Source organism: Streptomyces sp. NPDC033216, from assembly GCF_055577115.1.
In genome coordinates, this window is record NZ_JBVIQK010000007.1 from 130,035 (window position 1) to 147,413 (window position 17,379).

18 protein-coding genes are annotated in these 17,379 nt (G+C 70.9%); 13 read left to right on the forward strand and 5 right to left on the reverse strand.

The features are described 5' to 3' along the window. Positions 1-154: 154 nt before the first annotated feature. Entirely contained in the window at positions 155-1,006 is an 852-nt protein-coding gene (locus ACZ5Y0_RS16070; protein WP_469129280.1) for a sulfurtransferase, read from the forward strand. Between the two features lie 144 nt (positions 1,007-1,150). Here the strand turns inward: ACZ5Y0_RS16070 and sepH are convergent, their stop codons facing one another. Continuing rightward, positions 1,151-2,182 (reverse strand): septation protein SepH, encoded by a 1,032-nt coding sequence (gene sepH, locus ACZ5Y0_RS16075; RefSeq protein ID WP_469129281.1) that lies wholly within the window; start codon positions 2,180-2,182, stop codon positions 1,151-1,153. Between the two features lie 489 nt (positions 2,183-2,671). Between sepH and ACZ5Y0_RS16080 the strand changes: the two genes are divergently transcribed. Beyond that, the gene (locus ACZ5Y0_RS16080) at positions 2,672-3,466 is read left to right on the forward strand and encodes a hypothetical protein (protein WP_469129282.1); all 795 of its coding nucleotides are present in this window, start codon (positions 2,672-2,674) and stop codon (positions 3,464-3,466) included. Here the strand turns inward: ACZ5Y0_RS16080 and ACZ5Y0_RS16085 are convergent. Both ACZ5Y0_RS16085 and ACZ5Y0_RS16090 read right to left on the reverse strand, forming a co-directional pair. Then, complete coding sequence (locus tag ACZ5Y0_RS16085; protein WP_469129283.1) at positions 3,390-4,709, reverse strand: D-arabinono-1,4-lactone oxidase; 1,320 nt, start codon at positions 4,707-4,709, stop codon at positions 3,390-3,392. The genes ACZ5Y0_RS16080 and ACZ5Y0_RS16085 overlap by 77 nt on opposite strands. Then, positions 4,669-5,907 carry an MFS transporter gene (locus ACZ5Y0_RS16090; protein ID WP_469129284.1) on the reverse strand — a complete coding sequence of 413 codons (1,239 nt, stop codon included), beginning with the start codon at positions 5,905-5,907 and terminating at the stop codon, positions 4,669-4,671. The genes ACZ5Y0_RS16085 and ACZ5Y0_RS16090 overlap by 41 nt, the downstream gene beginning before the upstream one ends. A gap of 301 nt (positions 5,908-6,208) precedes the next feature. On the opposite strand from ACZ5Y0_RS16090, the gene ACZ5Y0_RS16095 reads away from it, so the two are divergent. Further along, complete coding sequence (locus ACZ5Y0_RS16095; RefSeq protein WP_469129285.1) at positions 6,209-7,336, forward strand: ferrochelatase; 1,128 nt, start codon at positions 6,209-6,211, stop codon at positions 7,334-7,336. 8 nt (positions 7,337-7,344) lie between these two features. Next, the gene (locus ACZ5Y0_RS16100) at positions 7,345-8,160 is read left to right on the forward strand and encodes an inositol monophosphatase family protein (RefSeq protein WP_469129286.1); all 816 of its coding nucleotides are present in this window, start codon (positions 7,345-7,347) and stop codon (positions 8,158-8,160) included. 97 nt (positions 8,161-8,257) lie between these two features. Here the strand turns inward: ACZ5Y0_RS16100 and ACZ5Y0_RS16105 are convergent, their stop codons facing one another. Next, positions 8,258-8,431, reverse strand: coding sequence for a hypothetical protein (locus tag ACZ5Y0_RS16105; RefSeq protein WP_469129287.1), 174 nt, complete (start codon positions 8,429-8,431; stop codon positions 8,258-8,260). A gap of 415 nt (positions 8,432-8,846) precedes the next feature. Between ACZ5Y0_RS16105 and ACZ5Y0_RS16110 the strand changes: the two genes are divergently transcribed. From ACZ5Y0_RS16110 to ACZ5Y0_RS16125, 4 genes are all read left to right on the forward strand, one after another. After that, entirely contained in the window at positions 8,847-9,500 is a 654-nt protein-coding gene (locus ACZ5Y0_RS16110) for a response regulator transcription factor (RefSeq protein ID WP_467515691.1), read from the forward strand. A 4-nt stretch (positions 9,501-9,504) separates the two neighbouring features. Then, positions 9,505-10,737 carry a sensor histidine kinase gene (locus ACZ5Y0_RS16115; RefSeq protein ID WP_469129288.1) on the forward strand — a complete coding sequence of 411 codons (1,233 nt, stop codon included), beginning with the start codon at positions 9,505-9,507 and terminating at the stop codon, positions 10,735-10,737. 395 nt (positions 10,738-11,132) lie between these two features. After that, positions 11,133-11,429 carry a DUF4193 domain-containing protein gene (locus ACZ5Y0_RS16120; RefSeq protein WP_003993510.1) on the forward strand — a complete coding sequence of 99 codons (297 nt, stop codon included), beginning with the start codon at positions 11,133-11,135 and terminating at the stop codon, positions 11,427-11,429. A 13-nt stretch (positions 11,430-11,442) separates the two neighbouring features. Next, positions 11,443-12,381 (forward strand): hypothetical protein, encoded by a 939-nt coding sequence (locus ACZ5Y0_RS16125; RefSeq protein WP_469129289.1) that lies wholly within the window; start codon positions 11,443-11,445, stop codon positions 12,379-12,381. A 75-nt stretch (positions 12,382-12,456) separates the two neighbouring features. On the opposite strand, the gene ACZ5Y0_RS16130 is transcribed toward ACZ5Y0_RS16125, so the two are convergent. Further along, positions 12,457-12,921: a DUF3093 domain-containing protein gene (locus ACZ5Y0_RS16130; RefSeq protein ID WP_469129290.1), complete on the reverse strand. Its 465-nt coding sequence runs from the start codon at positions 12,919-12,921 to the stop codon at positions 12,457-12,459. 139 nt (positions 12,922-13,060) lie between these two features. Here ACZ5Y0_RS16130 and ACZ5Y0_RS16135 point away from each other — a divergent pair, with 139 nt between their 5' ends. From ACZ5Y0_RS16135 to ACZ5Y0_RS16155, 5 genes are all read left to right on the forward strand, one after another. Next, positions 13,061-13,645, forward strand: a complete 585-nt coding sequence (locus ACZ5Y0_RS16135; protein WP_469129291.1) for a PaaI family thioesterase — start codon at positions 13,061-13,063, stop codon at positions 13,643-13,645. Beyond that, a complete protein-coding gene (dut, locus tag ACZ5Y0_RS16140) occupies positions 13,642-14,193 on the forward strand; it encodes a dUTP diphosphatase (RefSeq protein ID WP_469129292.1) in 552 nt (183 codons plus the stop codon). Before ACZ5Y0_RS16135 ends, dut begins: the two co-directional genes overlap by 4 nt. Before the next feature lies 1 nt (position 14,194). Then, positions 14,195-14,959 (forward strand): DUF3710 domain-containing protein, encoded by a 765-nt coding sequence (locus ACZ5Y0_RS16145; protein WP_469129293.1) that lies wholly within the window; start codon positions 14,195-14,197, stop codon positions 14,957-14,959. Positions 14,960-15,128: 169 nt separating this feature from the next. Next, a complete protein-coding gene (locus tag ACZ5Y0_RS16150) occupies positions 15,129-16,307 on the forward strand; it encodes an alginate lyase family protein (RefSeq protein WP_469129294.1) in 1,179 nt (392 codons plus the stop codon). 673 nt (positions 16,308-16,980) lie between these two features. After that, positions 16,981-17,379 (forward strand): OB-fold nucleic acid binding domain-containing protein, encoded by a 399-nt coding sequence (locus ACZ5Y0_RS16155; protein WP_469129295.1) that lies wholly within the window; start codon positions 16,981-16,983, stop codon positions 17,377-17,379.

Genomic DNA, 17,379 nt, shown 5'->3' on the forward strand with positions numbered 1-17,379 from the left:
TGCGGTTCCTGATCCGTTTTCGTGCGATTGCGAAGGATGTCGATCGGCTGTACGACATGTGCCCGATCCCGTACGCCTCGTGATCGGGCCTGTCCGGCCGAGCAGAGTAGCCGGACCTGGACGACGGGGCCACCCGGTGCGCGAGGATGGGGCCATGAACGCCATCATCTCCGCATCCGAACTCGCGGGTGCCCTGGCGGGGGAGAACCCGCCGACCGTGCTCGACGTCCGCTGGCAGCTCAGTGTGGCGAAGGCGGCCGGTGAGCCTCCGTTCGACGGCCGGGCCGCCCACGCTTCCGGGCATGTACCGGGCGCCGTGTACGTCGACCTGGACCGGGAACTGGCCGGGGTGCCCGGCGCGGGCGGCCGTCATCCGCTGCCGGATCTGGCGGACTTCGGTGCGGCCATGCGCCGGGCGGGCGTGTCGGCCGCCCGGCCGGTGGTGGTGTACGACGGCGGGCAGGGCTGGGCGGCGGCCCGCGCGTGGTGGCTGCTGCGCTGGACAGGCCACCCGAATGTGCGAGTCCTCGACGGCGGGTTGACGGCGTGGCAGGGGGAGTTGTCGGTCGACGTCCCGGCGCCCGCGGAGGGTGACTTCGAGCCGCGGCCGGACGCCGGGGGACTCCTCGACGCGGACGCGGCGGCGGCACTGGCCCGCTCCGGCGTCCTGTTCGACGCGCGCGCGGGTGAGCGGTACCGGGGCGAGGTGGAGCCGATCGACCGGGTCGGCGGACACATTCCGGGCGCCGTCTCCGCGCCGACGACGGACAACGTCGGTCCGGAGGGCCGTTTCCTGCCCGCCGAGGACTTGAGGAACCGTTTCCGGACGCTGGGGGCGTCCGACGGCGCCGAGGTCGGCGTGTACTGCGGTTCCGGCGTCTCCGGTGCCCATGAGGTGCTGGCGCTCGCCGTCGCGGGGATTCCCGCGGCCCTGTACGTCGGTTCGTGGTCGGAGTGGTCCTCGGACCCGTCCCGTCCGGTGGCCGTGGGCCCGGACCCCCGGTAACTCCGTCGCGCTGCACACGAGAAAGGGGTCGCACCGAACAGGTGCGACCCCTTCCCACGTATGCACCCCTGTGCGAACCGACGGGGGTGAAGCGTGCAGGCCACGGCCGGGTCGCCGTACGGCGACCCGCTCGCGCTGCCCGCGTTACTCCTGCTTCTTGCGTCGGGTGCCGAACACGATCTCGTCCCAGCTGGGCACCGCGGCGCGGCGGCCGGGCCGGACTCCGTCGGCCTCGGCCTGACGGTCCGTGGAGCCGATGAGTCGGTCGCGGTGGCTGCCGACGGAGCGCGGCATGAGGACGTCCGCATAGGCGGAACCGGCGGACGCTGCGGGCGCCGGCGGCTCCTCTTCGGCCGGTTCCTCGGTGGGCTCTTCCGGCTCCTCGGAGGGGATCTCCGGGACGATCATGTCGCCCCGGAAGCTCGGTACCGCTTCCAGCAGGCTGGTCAGGGAGTCCCGTTCGCGCTCGCCGGTGCTCTCCTCGGCAGGCTCGGAGGGTTGTGCGGGCAGGCTCGCCCGGTCGAGAGCGCGGTCCATCGTGCGGTCGCGGGGCAACCGGGCGATGCGCGGAACGAAGGGGAAGCTGGGCTCCGGCGCGGCGAGGTCGTCGGACTCGCCGATCAGCGAGCGCGCCTCGTCGTCGACGGCCTGGACGAGCCGCCGTGGCGGGTCGTACGTCCAGCTCGCCGAGTGCGGTTCGCCCGCGACCCGGTAGACGAGCAGGACCTCCCAGGTGCCGTCGTCGCGGCGCCAGGAGTCCCACTGCACGGTGTCCTTCTCGGCGCCGCGCAGCGTCAGCCGCTCCTGCACGGACTCCCCGAGCTGCGGACCGGCGTTCTCGCCGGGCCGGCGGACGGGAGTCTTGCGGGCCCGCTCGGCCATGAACGCACGCTCGGCCAGCACGGGGCCTTCGAAACGGCGTACGCGGTCGACGGGGATGCCTGCCATCTGCGCGACTTCTTCCGCGGTCGCGCCGGCACGTATACGCGCCTGGATGTCGCGGGGGCGGAGATGGCTCTCCACCTCGATCTCGATCTGGCCGAGGCGGGGACGGTCGCCCCGGACGGCGGCGCGCAGACGCTCGTCGATCGGAAGCGTGTACTCCGTGCTGTCCGCAGCCTTCAGCACCAGCCGTGTGCCGTCATTCGAGACGGCCACGACACGCAGTTCGGGCATGGGGACCTCCCGGGTGGTGCCTGCCGACGTCACGTGCGTCGCTGCTTCCGCTAGTCGAGTGTGGCCTGCCCGGGTGCAGCCTGCCACAACCTTGCCGAGTTGCCCGGCGTGTCGCGCATGAGCCCTTGATCGCCGTTATGGCACGGTGATCAATCAGCCACGCTGAGTGACCAACTCCGTAACCCTGTGCAACTGACCTCCTCCTGGCGGTCCGTGAAGGCTCCGGACATCCTGGTGGGAGACCGGACCCAGGGCTCGCAACAGTACTCCATTCGGGCCACCTGCGTGGATTGGCGCGCCGCCCGACTTCCGGCAAGGGGTGCGGTCTGCCGACCGGGCAAGCGCTTTCCGCGATCTTGGACGTGGCGTACTTCACGCAATCCCCAGAAACGGAACTATCGGTTTCGCGCGTACGTCCCTTTTTCGTGCAGTTGGTTGATCCGGCAGGAAAAGTCGATCACGTACGAGAGAGGCAGGCTAGGTCCCGGAATGCGTGAACAGCCCGGTGGGAACGAGGAGTCGAACGCGGCGGGGGAGGTGAAGGAACCGAAACGGAGCGATCTGAGCGTCCCTCAGGTCGCGGGCGGTGCGGTCGCCGCCGTGGTGGCCGCCAAACTCGCCTCGTACTTCGGTGTCTACGGCACGATCCTCGGCGCCGGTGTCGTGAGCGTCGTCGCCACCTGCGGCGGCACCGTCTTCCAGCACTTCTTCAGCCGTACCGGCGAGCAGTTCCGCGAAGTTGCCGTGGTTCCCCGGCCCAGGCGGACGAGCGCCCTCGCCCCCGGCGAGTACTCCCGGGGAACGGTCCACCGCGCGCGTGTGCGGAGCTGGAAACGGCCGGCCGTCGCGGCGGCCCTGGTCTTCGGCGTGACCATGGCGGGCGTCACCGCGTACGAACTGGCCTCCGGCGCCAGCTTCAGCGGCGACGGCGGTACGACCGTGGGCGACGCCCTGTCGGGCACCGCCGCCTCGCCTTCGGGCGGGGACTCCGACCCGGACGACGGCCCGGCCCCCGGCGGCACCGGCCCGGCACCCACCTCTTCGGAGAGTCCCGCGGCCACCGGGGCCGCCACGCCCTCCGACGACGGCACCGCCCCGGATTCCTCTCCCGGCGACGACAGCGGTACGACGTCGCCGGAGCCCACGCCGAGCGCGAGCGGGGACACGGGGGCCGGACAGGAGCCGACCCCCATGCCCACCGAATCCGCTACTGCCCCAGAACCCTCCGCAGGTAGTCGTTCTGGAACCGCCGGTCAGGATCCAGCCGATCCCGCAACGCCGTGAACTCGCCGAACCGCGGGTAGACCCCGGCGAAGTACTCCGCGTCCCGAGTGTGGATCTTGCCCCAGTGGGGTCGGCCCTCGTGCGCGGTGAGGATGCGCTCGGCGGCGGTGAAGTACCCCTGGTACGGCGAACCCTTGACCATGTGGACCGCGATGTAGGCGCTGTCGCGGCCGGAGGCGGTGGACAGGGTGATGTCGTCGGCCGGTGCGGTGCGCACCTCCACGGGGAAGCTGATCCGCAGGGGAGAGCGCTCGATCATGGCCCTCAGTTCGCGCAGCGCCTCGGTCACCGCCTCGCGCGGCACGGCGTACTCCATCTCCACGAACCGGACCCTGCGCGGCGACGTGAAGACCTTGTAGGGGATGTCCGTGTAACTGCGCGCGGAGAGCGCCCTGCTGGAGACCCTGGCGATGGCCGGAATCGTGGCGGGCACCGCCCTGCCGACCCACTGGGCCGCCTGGAAGACGCTGTTGGAGAGGAACTCGTCCTCGAACCAGCCGGCCAACTGTCCCACCGGCCTGCGCGGTCCGACGCTGCGGTTGTTGCGCTTGGTGTTGGTGTTACCGGTGTGCGGGAACCAGTAGAACTCGAAGTGCTCGTTCTCGGCCCACAGTTCGTCGAAGTCGGCGAGGACCCTGTCGAAGGGCATCGGCTCCTCGCGCGCGGTGAGCAGGAAGATCGGCTCCACGGCGAAGGTGATCGCGGCGACGACGCCGAGGGCGCCGAGGCCGATCCGGGCCGCCGCGAAGACCTCCGGGTTCTCCTTCTCCGAGCACGTCAGGACCGAGCCGTCGGCCGTGACCAGCTCCAGGCCCTTGATCTGGGCGGCGATGGAGGCCGACTCCCGGCCCGTGCCGTGGGTGCCCGTACTGGTGGCGCCGGAGACGGTCTGCTCCATGATGTCGCCCATGTTGGTGAGCGACAGCCCCTCGCGTGCCAGCGCCAGGTTGAGTCTTCTGAGCGGGGTGCCCGCCTCGACCGTGACGGTCATGGCTTCGCGATCGATGGTGCGGATGCCGGTCAGTAGGTGAGGGCGTATCAACACACCGTCCGTCGCGGCGATCGACGTGAAGGAGTGACCCGTGCCGACCGCCTTGACCGTCAGTCCGTCCTCGGCCGCCCGGTGCACCGCCGCGGCCAGTTCGTCGACGGAGGCGGGCGTGACCTCCCGCGCGGGACGGGAGACGACATTGCCGCCCCAGTTACGCCACGTGCCGCTCTTGCCGCTCGCTGTGCTGCTCAACGGTGCCTCCACGACCCGGCGCCGGCCTGCTGAGCCGGCGGTACCCGAGGAAACCGACCGCGACCGCGACGGCTCCGGAGACCGCCGGAACCCCGTACCCGGCCCGCGCGCCCGCCGTGTCGATGACCCAGCCGGCGATCGAGGAACCCAGCGCGACCCCGACCGCGAGCCCGGTACTCACCCAGGTCATGCCCTCGGTCAGCTGCGCGCGTGGTACGTGCTCTTCGATGAGGGACATCGTCGTGATCATCGTGGGAGCGATGGCGAGGCCCGCGACGAAGAGCGCCACGGCCAGAAACGGCAAGTTCCCGACCAGTAGGAGGGGGATCATACTCACGCCCATCATGAACACGCCCAGCAACCAGCGTCGCTCGGGGGCTCCCTGGGGGCGCAGCAGGCCGAATACCAGGGCCGCCACGCAGGAGCCGGCGGCGTACAGCGCCAGGATGACGCTCGCGGCGGCCTTGTGCCCCTGCTCGTCGGCGTAGGCCACGGTGACCACGTCGACCGCTCCGAAGACGGCCCCCGTCGCCACGAACGTCGCCACCAGTACGCGCAGGCCGGGCGAGCGCATCGCCGTGCCGCCGCCCTTCCGCTCGCGCGGGTGGGGCTCGGGCTCGGTGGACCGCTGCGCGGTCAGCCAGAAGACGCCGACGGCGAGGAAGCAGGCCGCCAGCAGGGGACCGGCCTCCGGGAACCAGGCCGTGGACAGGCCGATGGAGATGATCGGGCCGAAGATGAAGCAGACCTCGTCCACCACGGACTCGAAGGAGTACGCGGTGTGCAACTGCGGGGTCCCCCGGTAGACGGCCGCCCAGCGGGCCCGGATCATCGCGCCGAGGGAGGGCACCGATCCGATCGCGGCGGCGCACGCGAACAGCACCCAGTCCGGCCATGCGAAGTGCGCGGCCAGCAGCAGCCCGGTCGCCGCGACGAGCGCGACCAGCGTGGCGGGCCGCAGCACCCTGCGCTGCCCGTGCCGGTCCACCAGGCGCGAGATCTGCGGCCCGATCGCCGCCGCCGACAGCGCGATGGTCGCCGAGAGGGCGCCGGCGAGGCCGTAGCGCCCGGTGAGCTGGGAGACCATCGTGACCACGCCGATGCCCATCATCGACAGCGGCATCCGGCCGAGGAACCCCGCGGCGGAGAAACCCCTGGAGCCGGGGGCGGCGAACAGGGCGCGGTAGGGGCTGGGCACGGAGGTCTCCGTCGGGTCCGGTCACGCGTGCGTGGCGGCTCGGCACGGCGCGAGAAAAGGTGGCTCTGCGAGAGTCGGTGGGGCTCGGTGGGGCGTGCAAGGGGGGCCGCCTACCGGTAAGGCGCGTAGGCGGCTGATACAGCTTACGAGTTAGGCAACCCTAACGTACCCCTGCCGCGCCCCTGCCGTACCCCTTACGGACCCCCTGCCACGACCCTTTGCGCGCTCCGACGCCCGGAAGTCGCCCGCCACGACCACCCGGCGTTTCCGGGCTGTCAGCGACGGGTGGCAGGATCGAGACATGCCAGACGCGCTCGATGCCACCCCCTACGACGCCCTGCTCCTGCTCTCCTTCGGCGGACCGGAAGGCCCGGACGACGTGGTCCCGTTCCTGGAGAACGTGACGCGCGGGCGCGGCATCCCCAAGGAACGCCTCAGGGAAGTCGGGCAGCACTACTTCCTGTTCGGCGGGGTCAGCCCCATCAACGACCAGAACCGTGCCCTGCTGGACGCCTTGCGCAAGGACTTCGCGGACCACGGGCTCGGCCTGCCGGTCTACTGGGGCAACCGCAACTGGGCCCCGTACCTGACGGACGCCCTGCGCGAGATGGTCGCCGACGGCCGACGCCGCGTCCTCGTCCTCGCCACCAGCGCGTACGCCTCGTACTCGGGCTGCCGCCAGTACCGCGAGAACCTCGCCGACTCGCTGGCCGCGCTCCAGGCCGAGGGCCTGGAGCCGCCGAAGGTCGACAAGCTGCGGCACTACTTCAACCATCCGGGCTTCCTGGAGCCCATGATCGACGGTGTGGTCCGCTCCCTCGCCGACCTGCCCGACGACGTCCGGGACGGCGCCCACATCGCCTTCACGACCCACTCCATCCCGACGGCCGCCGCCGACACCTCCGGCCCCGTCGACGACCACGGCGACGGCGGGGCGTACGTCGCGCAGCACCTGGACGTGGCCCGGCTCGTCGCCGACGCCGTCCGCGAGCGCACCGGCGTGGACCACCCGTGGCAGCTCGTCTACCAGTCCCGCTCCGGCGCCCCCCACATCCCGTGGCTGGAGCCGGACATCTGCGACCACCTGGAGGAGCGGCACGCGGCGGGGGCGCCGGCCGTCGTGATGGCCCCCATCGGCTTCGTTTCCGACCACATGGAGGTCCTCTACGACCTCGACACGGAGGCCACGGCCAAGGCCGGGGAACTGGGCCTGCCGGTGCGCCGCTCGGCCACCGTCGGCTCCGATCCGCGCTTCGCCGCGGCCATCCGCGAACTCGTCCTGGAGCGCGCCGCGACCGAGAGCGGGCGGGACGTCGCCCCGTGCGCCCTGGGCGCCCTGGGCGCGAGCCACAACCTCTGTCCCGTCGGCTGCTGTCCGTCCCGTGCCCCCAGGCCCGCCGCCGCGGGTGCCGACAGCCCGTACGCGTGAGGAGCGCCGTGACCGACCCCCTGCACACCGAACTGCTCGAACTGGCCGAGGAAGCCGCCCGCCGGGCCGGCGACCTGCTGCGGGACGGCCGACCGGCCGACCTCGCGGTCGCCGCCACCAAGTCGAGCCCCATCGACGTCGTCACCGAGATGGACATCGCCGCCGAGAAGCTGATCACCAGCCTGATCTCGGAGCACCGCGCCGACGACGGCTTCCTCGGCGAGGAGGGCGCCTCCAGCGAGGGCAGCAGCGGCATCCGCTGGGTGATCGACCCCCTCGACGGCACCGTGAACTACCTCTACGGCCTGCCCACCTGGGCCGTCTCCATCGCCGCGGAGCAGGACGGCGAGACCGTCGCCGCAGTCGTGGCGATCCCGATGCGCGGCGAGACCTACCGCGCGGTGCGCGGAGGGGGCGCGTGGGCGACCGGCGCCTGGGAGGGCGAGCGCGCCATCGCCTGTAGGCCGGCGGCCCCGCTCGAACAGGCCCTGGTCTCCACCGGCTTCAACTACGTCACCGAGGTCCGCGCCCACCAGGCCGACGTCGCCCAGCGGCTGATCCCGCTGCTGCGTGACATCCGGCGCAGCGGCTCCGCGGCCGTCGACCTGTGCGACGTGGCAGCCGGCCGCCTCGACGGGTACTACGAGCGCGGCCTGCACCCCTGGGACCTCGCGGCGGGCGACCTGATCGCCCGGGAGGCGGGCGCCCTGACCGGTGGCCGCCCCGGAGAGCGCCCCTCGCGCGAGCTGACCATCGCCGGGACCCCTGGCGTCTTCGAGCCCCTCCAGCGGCTGCTGGAGGACTTCGGCGCCTGGCACGACTGAGCGCCCGGCACCGCGCCCGACCGGACGTCCGACGCGCGCACACGAAGGGGCCCCGGCGCTGGATTCGCCGGGGCCCTCCGTCGTACGTGCGGCCTGGTCAGGCCATCATCACACCGACCTGCACACCGTGCTCGGCGGCGAGACGGCGCAGGTCGTCGAGCTCGCCCTGCTCGACCTCCACGAGGAAGTCGTCGCCCTCGTCGCGGGCCCGCGTCAGGTCGGACTCGGTCGCCCTTATGCGCTGCAGAAGTCCTGCGGTGAATGCGTCCATGCTGCGCCCCCTCGTCCTGGGTCGTGGGTCTGTGGCACGGGGGTGTGCCGATTGGGAAGGGGCGATCACGTCTCCAACAGGTGCCCAGCGCTGCCCGGCCGGGCGGCGACGGTGCCGGACACCCACGCCCACTCTGCGGCAAGCGGATCGCGGAGTGCCGCATGGTGCTGCGGCACATGCAGAGCGTGATCGCGGGATGTAGAACCGTCCTCCCCCCGCTCCCTCCCGCAGAAACCTCAACCCGCGCAGAAAATCTGGCATTCCCTGGGCTTCACACCCGTCCTTCAGACCCCTCCAACCCGCCTTACCGCCGACTTATGGCCGAAAAGGGCAGGATGGAGGCCCACTCACCCGAACCCCCTGCCCGCGTGCGCCCACGGAGCGCTCCCCGGGTGGACACAGGAAGGACAGCGACGTGCGCGTACTCGTCGTCGAGGACGAGCAGCTGCTCGCCGATGCGGTGGCCACCGGACTGCGCCGGGAGGCCATGGCCGTCGACGTCGTGTACGACGGTGCGGCCGCCCTGGAGCGCATCGGCGTCAACGACTACGACGTGGTCGTCCTCGACCGTGACCTCCCGCTCGTGCACGGCGACGACGTCTGCCGCAAGATCGTCGAGCTGGGCATGCCCACGCGCGTACTGATGCTCACGGCGTCCGGCGACGTCAGCGACCGCGTCGAGGGCCTGGAGATCGGCGCCGACGACTACCTCCCCAAGCCCTTCGCCTTCAGTGAGCTGATCGCACGCGTGCGTGCCCTGGGCCGGCGCACCAGCCTGCCGCTGCCGCCCGTCCTGGAGCGCGCCGGCATCAAGCTCGACCCGAACCGCCGCGAGGTCTTCCGCGACGGCAAGGAGGTGCAGCTCGCCCCCAAGGAGTTCGCCGTCCTGGAGGTGCTGATGCGCAGTGAGGGCACCGTCGTCTCCGCGGAGCAGCTCCTGGAGAAGGCCTGGGACGAGAACACCGACCCGTTCACCAACGTCGTGCGGGTGACCGTCATGACCCTGCGTCGCAAGCTCGGAGAACCGCCGGTGATCGTCACCGTCCCCGGCTCCGGCTACCGGATCTGACCCCGTGGCCACGACGCCGGCGCCACCGCAGGCGCCCCCCAAGCCCACCTGGGACCCCAGGAGGCCACAGGCCCCCTTCCCCTGGCTGCGCCCGACCATCCGGATACGGCTCACGCTGCTGTACGGCGGGATGTTCCTGATCGCCGGCATCCTGCTGCTGTCGATCATCTACCTGCTGGCGGCGAACGCGCTGAACGTGGGCAGCGATCTGCCCTTCAGGATCCTCGCCGGGCAGGTCGCCAGCGACATCTGCAACTTCCCGAACGAACCCACCGCCAACGAGCTGAACCGCGCCATGAACGAGTGCGCCAACCAGCAGCGCCAGCATGCCCTGGACGACCTGCTCAGCCGCTCGCTGCTGGCCCTCCTCGGACTCGCCGTGATCGCGTTCGCGTTCGGGTACGCCATGGCCGGCCGCGTTCTCGCCCCGCTCGGCCGGATCCTGCGCACCGCGCGTTCCGTGGCGGGCTCGGATCTGTCCCGCCGTATCGAGCTGGACGGGCCGGACGACGAGCTGAAGGAGCTGGCCGACACCTTCGACGACATGCTGGAGCGGTTGCAGCGCGCCTTCACCGCCCAGCAGCGTTTCGTGGGCAACGCCTCCCACGAACTGAGGACGCCGCTGGCCATCAACCGCACGCTGCTCGAAGTGCACCTCTCCGACCCCGACGCGCCGGTGGAACTCCAGCAGCTGGGCAAGACGCTGCTGGCCACCAACGAGCGCAGCGAGCAGCTCGTGGAGGGTCTGCTGCTGCTGGCCCGCAGTGACAACCAGGTCGTCGAGCGCAAGCCGGTCGACCTCGCCGAGGTCGCCGGGCAGGCCATCGACCAGGCGCACGGCGAGGCCGAGGCGAAGGGCGTGAAGATCCGCGGGAAGCGCGATCCCGCGGTCGTCCAGGGCAATGGCGTACTCCTGGAGCGGATCGCGCTTAACCTGGTGCAGAACGCCGTGCGCTACAACGTCCCCGAGGACGGCTGGGTCGAGGTGACCACCGAGGTCCAGCACGGCCAGGCGGTTCTCGTCGTGTCCAATACGGGCCCGGTGGTCCCCGCTTACGAGATCGACAATCTTTTCGAACCCTTCCGGCGACTGCGCACGGAGCGAACGGGCAGCGACAAGGGCGTCGGACTCGGCCTGTCGATCGCGCGCTCCGTGGCACGGGCGCACGGCGGCCATATCGCGGCGCAGCCGCGCGAGGGAGGAGGGCTCGTGATGCGAGTCAGCCTGCCGCTCTGAGAACATGCCGCGACACACGCGGGCTTGTTCGCTTTGCGCGGAATTTTCAGGGCCGCGATCAGGCTTCCCCGTGTGTGATCGATCACAAGAGCGGTTTTCCGGCCATCCACTCTCTGTGATCAAGAATGCTGTCGGAAAGCCCGGAAACTCCGGGTTTTCGGGCGTCTTGATCACGGGAAGTACACGGTGAGGCGCCTTTGTAGTGCGGCATTCGGACCGTGTACGGTCCCGATCGCCATCCAAGCCGATCACTCCTGAGGGGGCCGGTTGGGTGTCGATTGAGTAACAGACCTTGATGTGAGGCAAAATCTCCGCCTCGAGGCGGGCACAAGTCCGGCCTCTCACGCGTTACGTGCGCTGGAGACACCGCAGACACCCAGAGGGGGAGAGGCGAAATGGCAACCGATTACGACACCCCACGCAAGACCGACGACGACGTTGACTCCGACAGCCTTGAAGAACTGAAGGCACGGCGGAACGACAAGTCCGCCTCCGCAGTCGATGTCGACGAGTTCGAGGCCGCAGAAGGCCTGGAACTGCCCGGCGCAGACCTCTCCAATGAGGAGCTGGCCGTCCGGGTTCTGCCCAAGCAGCAGGACGAGTTCACTTGCATGAGCTGCTTCCTGGTGCACCACCGCAGCCAGCTGGCCCGTGAGAAGAACGGCCAGCCGATCTGCCGCGACTGCGACTGAGGGCGGGTCGGCCGTGACTGGCTCGACCCCTCCTCGGAAGCGCCGCTTCCTCCTGTCAGGAGCGGACAAGGGGCCGTCCGACGGCCCTCACGGCGTGCGTGACGACGAGCGAGGCTCATCCGGCAAGGGAGTTTTCCCTGCGGGATCGGCCTCGCTCGAAGCGGCGGGCGACCGGGGTGACCTCCCGGCGCCGGCTCAGGGCGCCGCGCCCGTCGCCAGGCGACGGGCCGCGGCGATCCGGCACAAGGCGGTCGACCTGGCGAAGGACGGCGCCCGCAGGGGCGGCAAGCGCGCCAGGGCGGGCATCGCCCACCTCGCGGACCGCGTCATCGAGATGGCCCCGCGGATCCCCGTACGGGATCTCCGTACGCTGCGTCGGCAGTTCCCCGGACTCGGGCCGGAGCAGCTCGCCGACAAGCTCGTGGCGGGCGCGGCGAGAGCCACCTCCACCGTGGGCGCGGGTGTCGGTGCGGCGGCCATGCTGCCCGTACCGCCGGCGATGCCGGCCGAGATCGCCGCGGAGATCAGCGGCGTGGCGGCGATCGAGCTGAAACTGATCGCCGAACTGCACGAGGTCTACGGCGTACGACCCGCCGGGAACCTCGTCGACCGCAGCACCGCGTATCTGCGCTCGTGGTCCGGCGAACGCGGCGTCGACGTACGGAAGCCCACCTCGATCAACTCGGCCCTCGGCGGCCAGATGAAGCGCGAGCTGCGGCAGCAGATCATGAAGCGCATGGTCCGCGACCTGCCGAACCTCATGCCCTTCCTGGTGGGTGCCGCCGTGGGTGCGGTGATGAACCGCCGGGACACCAGGAAACTGGCTGCGAAGGTCCGGGCCGACCTGCGCACGATGCAGGTGCCGTGGGACGAGCTGCCCGAACTGCCACCCCTGGAGAAACCGCAGAACCCTCTGCCGCTCGGGGACAGCCCCGGCGAACTCGAGGGCTGAAAAGGGTTGCGCGGCGGAGGCGGAACCACCGCCCGCGCCGCGATCTTTCCCCGCCCCGCGTTCCGCGAAGTTCGCCTACGCCGCGGTTCCCCGTGCCGCTCGCAGTGCCTCGGCCAGCCGCTGCGGTTCACGAGTCGACAGGTACAGGTAGGGCGTCGGGTCGGCCGGGTCGGTGACCTCCACCCGCAGCGCGGTGGGAATGTAGGCGCGCAGCAGCAGGAACGCCCGGGTGTCCGCCTTGTACGTGCGCCAGGCCCGCGCCTCCTCCGCGTCCAGCACCTCCGCCTCACCCAGCGCCGCGACCGGGATCTTCGCTTCTCCCGCGATGAGCGAGTCGCCCACCACGCGGATGCGGAGCGAGCCGTACGAACTGGCCGCGACCGCGGCGACCGCGGTGCCGCCGACCAGGCCGCCGAGCGGTGGCAGGGTGCCGAAGGGCAGCAGGATCAGGGCGAAGGCGACGCCCACGAGGCACGAGACGAACCACCAGGAGCGGGGAGTGGTGAGGCGTTCGTCGTACGGGGTGGCGGAGAGCTGCATGGAACCAAGCTTGGCACGGTGTCCGACCCGGGCCCGGCTCAGGGTGGGAGCGGATGACGGGCGGGGTCGGAGGGCCGGTGCCCCAGTGTTGCCGTCGGATTGGTGGTGGGTGACGGGCGGGCGGGTAAGGTCTGCGGCTGTGAGTGGTACTTCCGCAGCTCTTGAGCCTCCGGCCGGCGCCGTGAAACCGGTCCGGCATCCCGACGCGCCCGCGCCCGGCGAGCTTCTCGGCGCGCACTACGAACAGTGTTTCGGGTGTGGCGGCGGCCAGTCGCACGGGCTGCACCTGGAGGCGCGGGCCGGCGAGGGAGTGACCGTCACCGCTGAGTTCACGGTGCAGCCCGCTCATCAGGGGGCGCCGGGTCTGGCGCACGGCGGTGTCCTGGCCACCGCGCTCGACGAGACGCTCGGTTCGCTGAACTGGCTGCTGCGCACCATCGCCGTGACCGGACGGCTGGAGACCGACTTCGCGCGGCCCGTGCCCGTCGGGACGACGCTGTATTTCGAGGCCGAGGTGACGGCGGTGGCCGGGCGGAAGATCTACTCGACGGCCACCGGCCGGATCGGCGGCCCCGAGGGGCCCGTCGCGGTCCGCGCCGACGCGCTCTTCGTCGAGGTCGAGGTGAAGCACTTCGTCCAGCACGGCCGCCAGGAGGAGATCGACGCCGCCATGAGCGACCCGGACCTGGTCCGGCGCGGCCGCGCCTTCGAGGTGAACCCGTGAGCCGTGAACCCGTGCCCGTGCTGATCCGGCGCGTCGATCCCGACGTACCGCTTCCCACGTACGCGCAACCCGGTGACGCGGGGGCCGATCTGCGGACCACCGAAAGCCGTGAACTGGCGCCGGGGGAGCGGGCGGTACTCCCCACGGGGGTGGCCATCGCGCTGCCCGAGGGGTACGCGGCCTTCGTGCACCCCCGGTCGGGGCTCGCCGCCCGATGCGGTGTCGCCCTCGTGAATGCCCCGGGGACGGTTGATGCCGGGTACCGTGGGGAGATCAAGGTGATCGTGGTGAATCTCGACCCGCGCGAGTCCGTGCGGTTCGAGCGCTTCGACCGGATTGCCCAACTGGTTGTCCAGCAGGTCGAGAAGGTCCGCTTCCAGGAGGTCGCGGAACTTCCCGACTCGGCGCGGGCCGAAGGGGGCTTCGGGTCCACCGGTGGCCACGCCGCCGTGGACGGCGCAAGCGGCACGAACGGTCAAGCCGCCGTGGGCGGCGCGACGGGTGGGAATCGATACGCATCGGTCGTATCCGACCGGGAAGGACAGTGACGTGTTCGGACGTCGCAAGAAGAAGGGTGCCGCCGAGGACGCGGCCGGCGAGGCCGAGCAGGTCGTCGACAGCGTCGACACTGAGGCGGAGGAGACGGAGGGCGTGCGCGAGCGCGTACGGCTGGAGCCGGAGCCGCGGCCGGACGGTCCCTGGGACAGCTCGGAGGTGCGCGACCCCGCCGAGGGACGGGTGGACCTGGGCGGCCTTTTCGTGCCCGGAGTCGACGGCATGGAGTTGCGGGTCGAGGTCGCCGGTGACGCGATCGTCGCGGCCACCGTCGTACTGCGGGACAGCGCCATCCAGCTCCAGGCCTTCGCCGCTCCCAAGCGCGAGGGCATCTGGGGCGAGGTGCGCGAGGAGATCGGCTCCGGCATCACCCAGCAGGGCGGCATCATCGACGAGGTGGAGGGCCCGCTGGGCTGGGAGCTGCGGGCGCAGGTGCCGGTGCAGCTGCCGGACGGCACGAGCGGCTTCCATGTCGTGCGGTTCGTCGGCGTGGACGGTCCCCGCTGGTTCCTGCGCGGGGTGATCTCGGGTCAGGGCGCGGTGCAGCCGCAGGCCGCCGGCCTGCTGGAGCAGATCTTCCGGGACACGGTCGTGGTACGCGGCGAGGGCCCGATGGCTCCGCGCGACCCGATCGTCCTGAAGCTGCCCAACGACGCCCAGATGGTTCCCGAGAGCGTCCAGCAGGAGGAGGCGGGTTCCCGCTTCTCCGGCGGCATGGGGCAGTTGCAGCGCGGACCGGAGATCACGGAAGTCCGCTAGCCGCCCCGCTCGGTCGGCAGCGACGGAAAGGGCCGCACCCCCTCCTGGGGGTGCGGCCCTTTCCGTCGTGCGCGCACCCTTGACGACCCATTGGTCTGTACCTAGCGTCTCCGCTCAACGCCCTAGTTCATAAGGGCGCCCTGTGTTCACATACGAGAACGGAGTCGCAGTGCGTAGACCCGCATTCCTCGTGACCGTCACCGCCCTCCTCCTGGGCACCCTGGCCGCTCCCGCCGTCACCCGCGCCGAGGCCGCACCCGCCGCCTTCGCCCACCCCGGCGTCACCGTCTCCCGGGCCCAGCTCGACTTCGCCCGCCAACAGGTCAATGCCGGTGCCCAGCCGTGGAAGGGGGCGTACGACCGGATGCTGGCGAGCAAGTACGCCGACCTGAACCGCGTCCCCAAGCCGCGCGCGATCGTCGAATGCGGCTCCTACTCCAACCCGAACAACGGCTGTACGGACGAGCGCGAGGACGCGATCGCCGCCTACACCCAGGCCCTCGCCTGGTACGTCACGCGCGACGAGCGTCACGCGAAGAAGGCGATCGAACTGATGGACGCCTGGTCCGCGATGATCACGGACCACACCAACAGCAACGCGCCCCTCCAGACCGGGTGGGCGGGCTCGTCCTGGCCCAGGGCGGCCGAGATCATCAAGTACACGTACTCCGGCACCTGGGCCAACTCCGGGCGCTTCGCCGACATGCTGCGCGACGTCTACCTCCCCGAGGTCATCAACGGCTCGAACTCCAACGGCAACTGGGAGCTGTCGATGATGGAGGCCGCCGTCGGCATCTCCGTCTTCCTGGAGGACAAGACGTCGTACGACAAGGCGATGGCGAAGTTCCGCACCCGTACCGCCGCCTACGTCTACCTCGCCTCCGACGGCGCCCTGCCGAAGACCGTGCCGAGCCAGAACCTCGACACCCGGGAGAAGATCGTCGCCTACTGGCAGGGCCAGACCACCTTCGTCGACGGCCTGAGCCAGGAGACCTGCCGCGACTTCACCCACACCGGGTACGGCATCTCGGCGATCTCGCACATCGCCGAGACCAGCCGGATCCAGGGCCAGGATCTCTACGGCACCGACGTCGGCGAGCGGCTGCGGCACGCACTCGGCCTCCACTCCAAGTACCAGCTCGGCACGGCCGCACCGAGCTGGCTGTGCGGCGGCTCCCTGAAGCTGGGCCTCGGCCCGGTCACCGAGGTCGGCTACAACGCGCTGCACAACCGGCTCGGCATCCCGATGACGAACACGCAGACGCTGACCTTGCAGAACCGCCCGGCGGGCAGCAACAACCTCTTCGTCGCCTGGGAGACGCTGACGCACGGGGACAGCACGGTGTGAGAGCGGGTGCCGCACGGCGTCGGAGGCGGCCGCCGCACGGCGCGAGAAAAGGAACCGTCCGGCGTGAACCGGTCCGGGGCGCTCATCCGATGGAGCGGTGAGGGGGACGGCGAGGGAGCGAGGGGGAGGGCGTATGGGCAAGTCGGCTCACGGAGTGTCCTGTCCACCGCGTCAGGACCACGTCAAAGCTGTCCGGTGCCTGCCCTCTCGCCCTCTCCGTAGGCGGAGGCGGAGGCGCCGGCCGTCTACGACCCTCGAAGCGGAGGCGCACCGGGCGGGGGACTGGCCATGGTGCTCACCGTGCGTGCGGCCGAGGATCGGGCGGCCGTGGCCGGCCGGGGCCGTTACCGGCTTCGGATCCGCCACCGTCGTCGGCCCGCTTCCTCGGAGGCGCGGATGCGCACCTCCGGTTGCCTGGTCGGCCAGAAGTACCTGCTTCCAGAGGCGTGGGGGCTGTCGTACGGGACGGAGGCGAACTACCCGCGGGTCCGCCGGGGCGCAACCGCTCAGGAAGGTGGAGGCAGGTCCGTCCCCTCCCCGGCACTTCGTCACGGGGCCGGCGTCGGGGGCATCGATGCGAGAGGTGAGCCGCGGCAGGTCCGAGTCGGGAGGTGGGGGCGGGGCGTCACCATGCGGGTACGGGCCTCGGGGTGCCTCCCGGTACCCTTCAGGCATGAGTGCTGTTCCTCGTTCCGAGAAGCCGGTGGGCCGGTTCCGGCGCATGCTCGATCGGCTCTCCTCCTCCCAGGAGGACCTGGAGTCCGAGGAGCTGCGGGAGGATACCGAGACCGCCGGCTGTACGCGGATCGGAGACTGCCAGGACCGTCAGATCGTCACGGTTACTGGTACCTTGCGCACGGTCACCCTGCGACCGCGGGCCGGAGTTCCGGCGCTGGAGGCCGAGCTGTTCGACGGCTCCGCCGCGCTGGACGTGGTCTGGCTGGGCAGACGCTCCATCGTCGGCATAGAGCCGGGGCGCAAGCTCATAGCATCGGGCCGGATCTCACTGAGCCGGGGCCGTCGGGTGCTGTTCAACCCCAAGTACGAACTGAGACCCCTTGGTAGGGAGTAG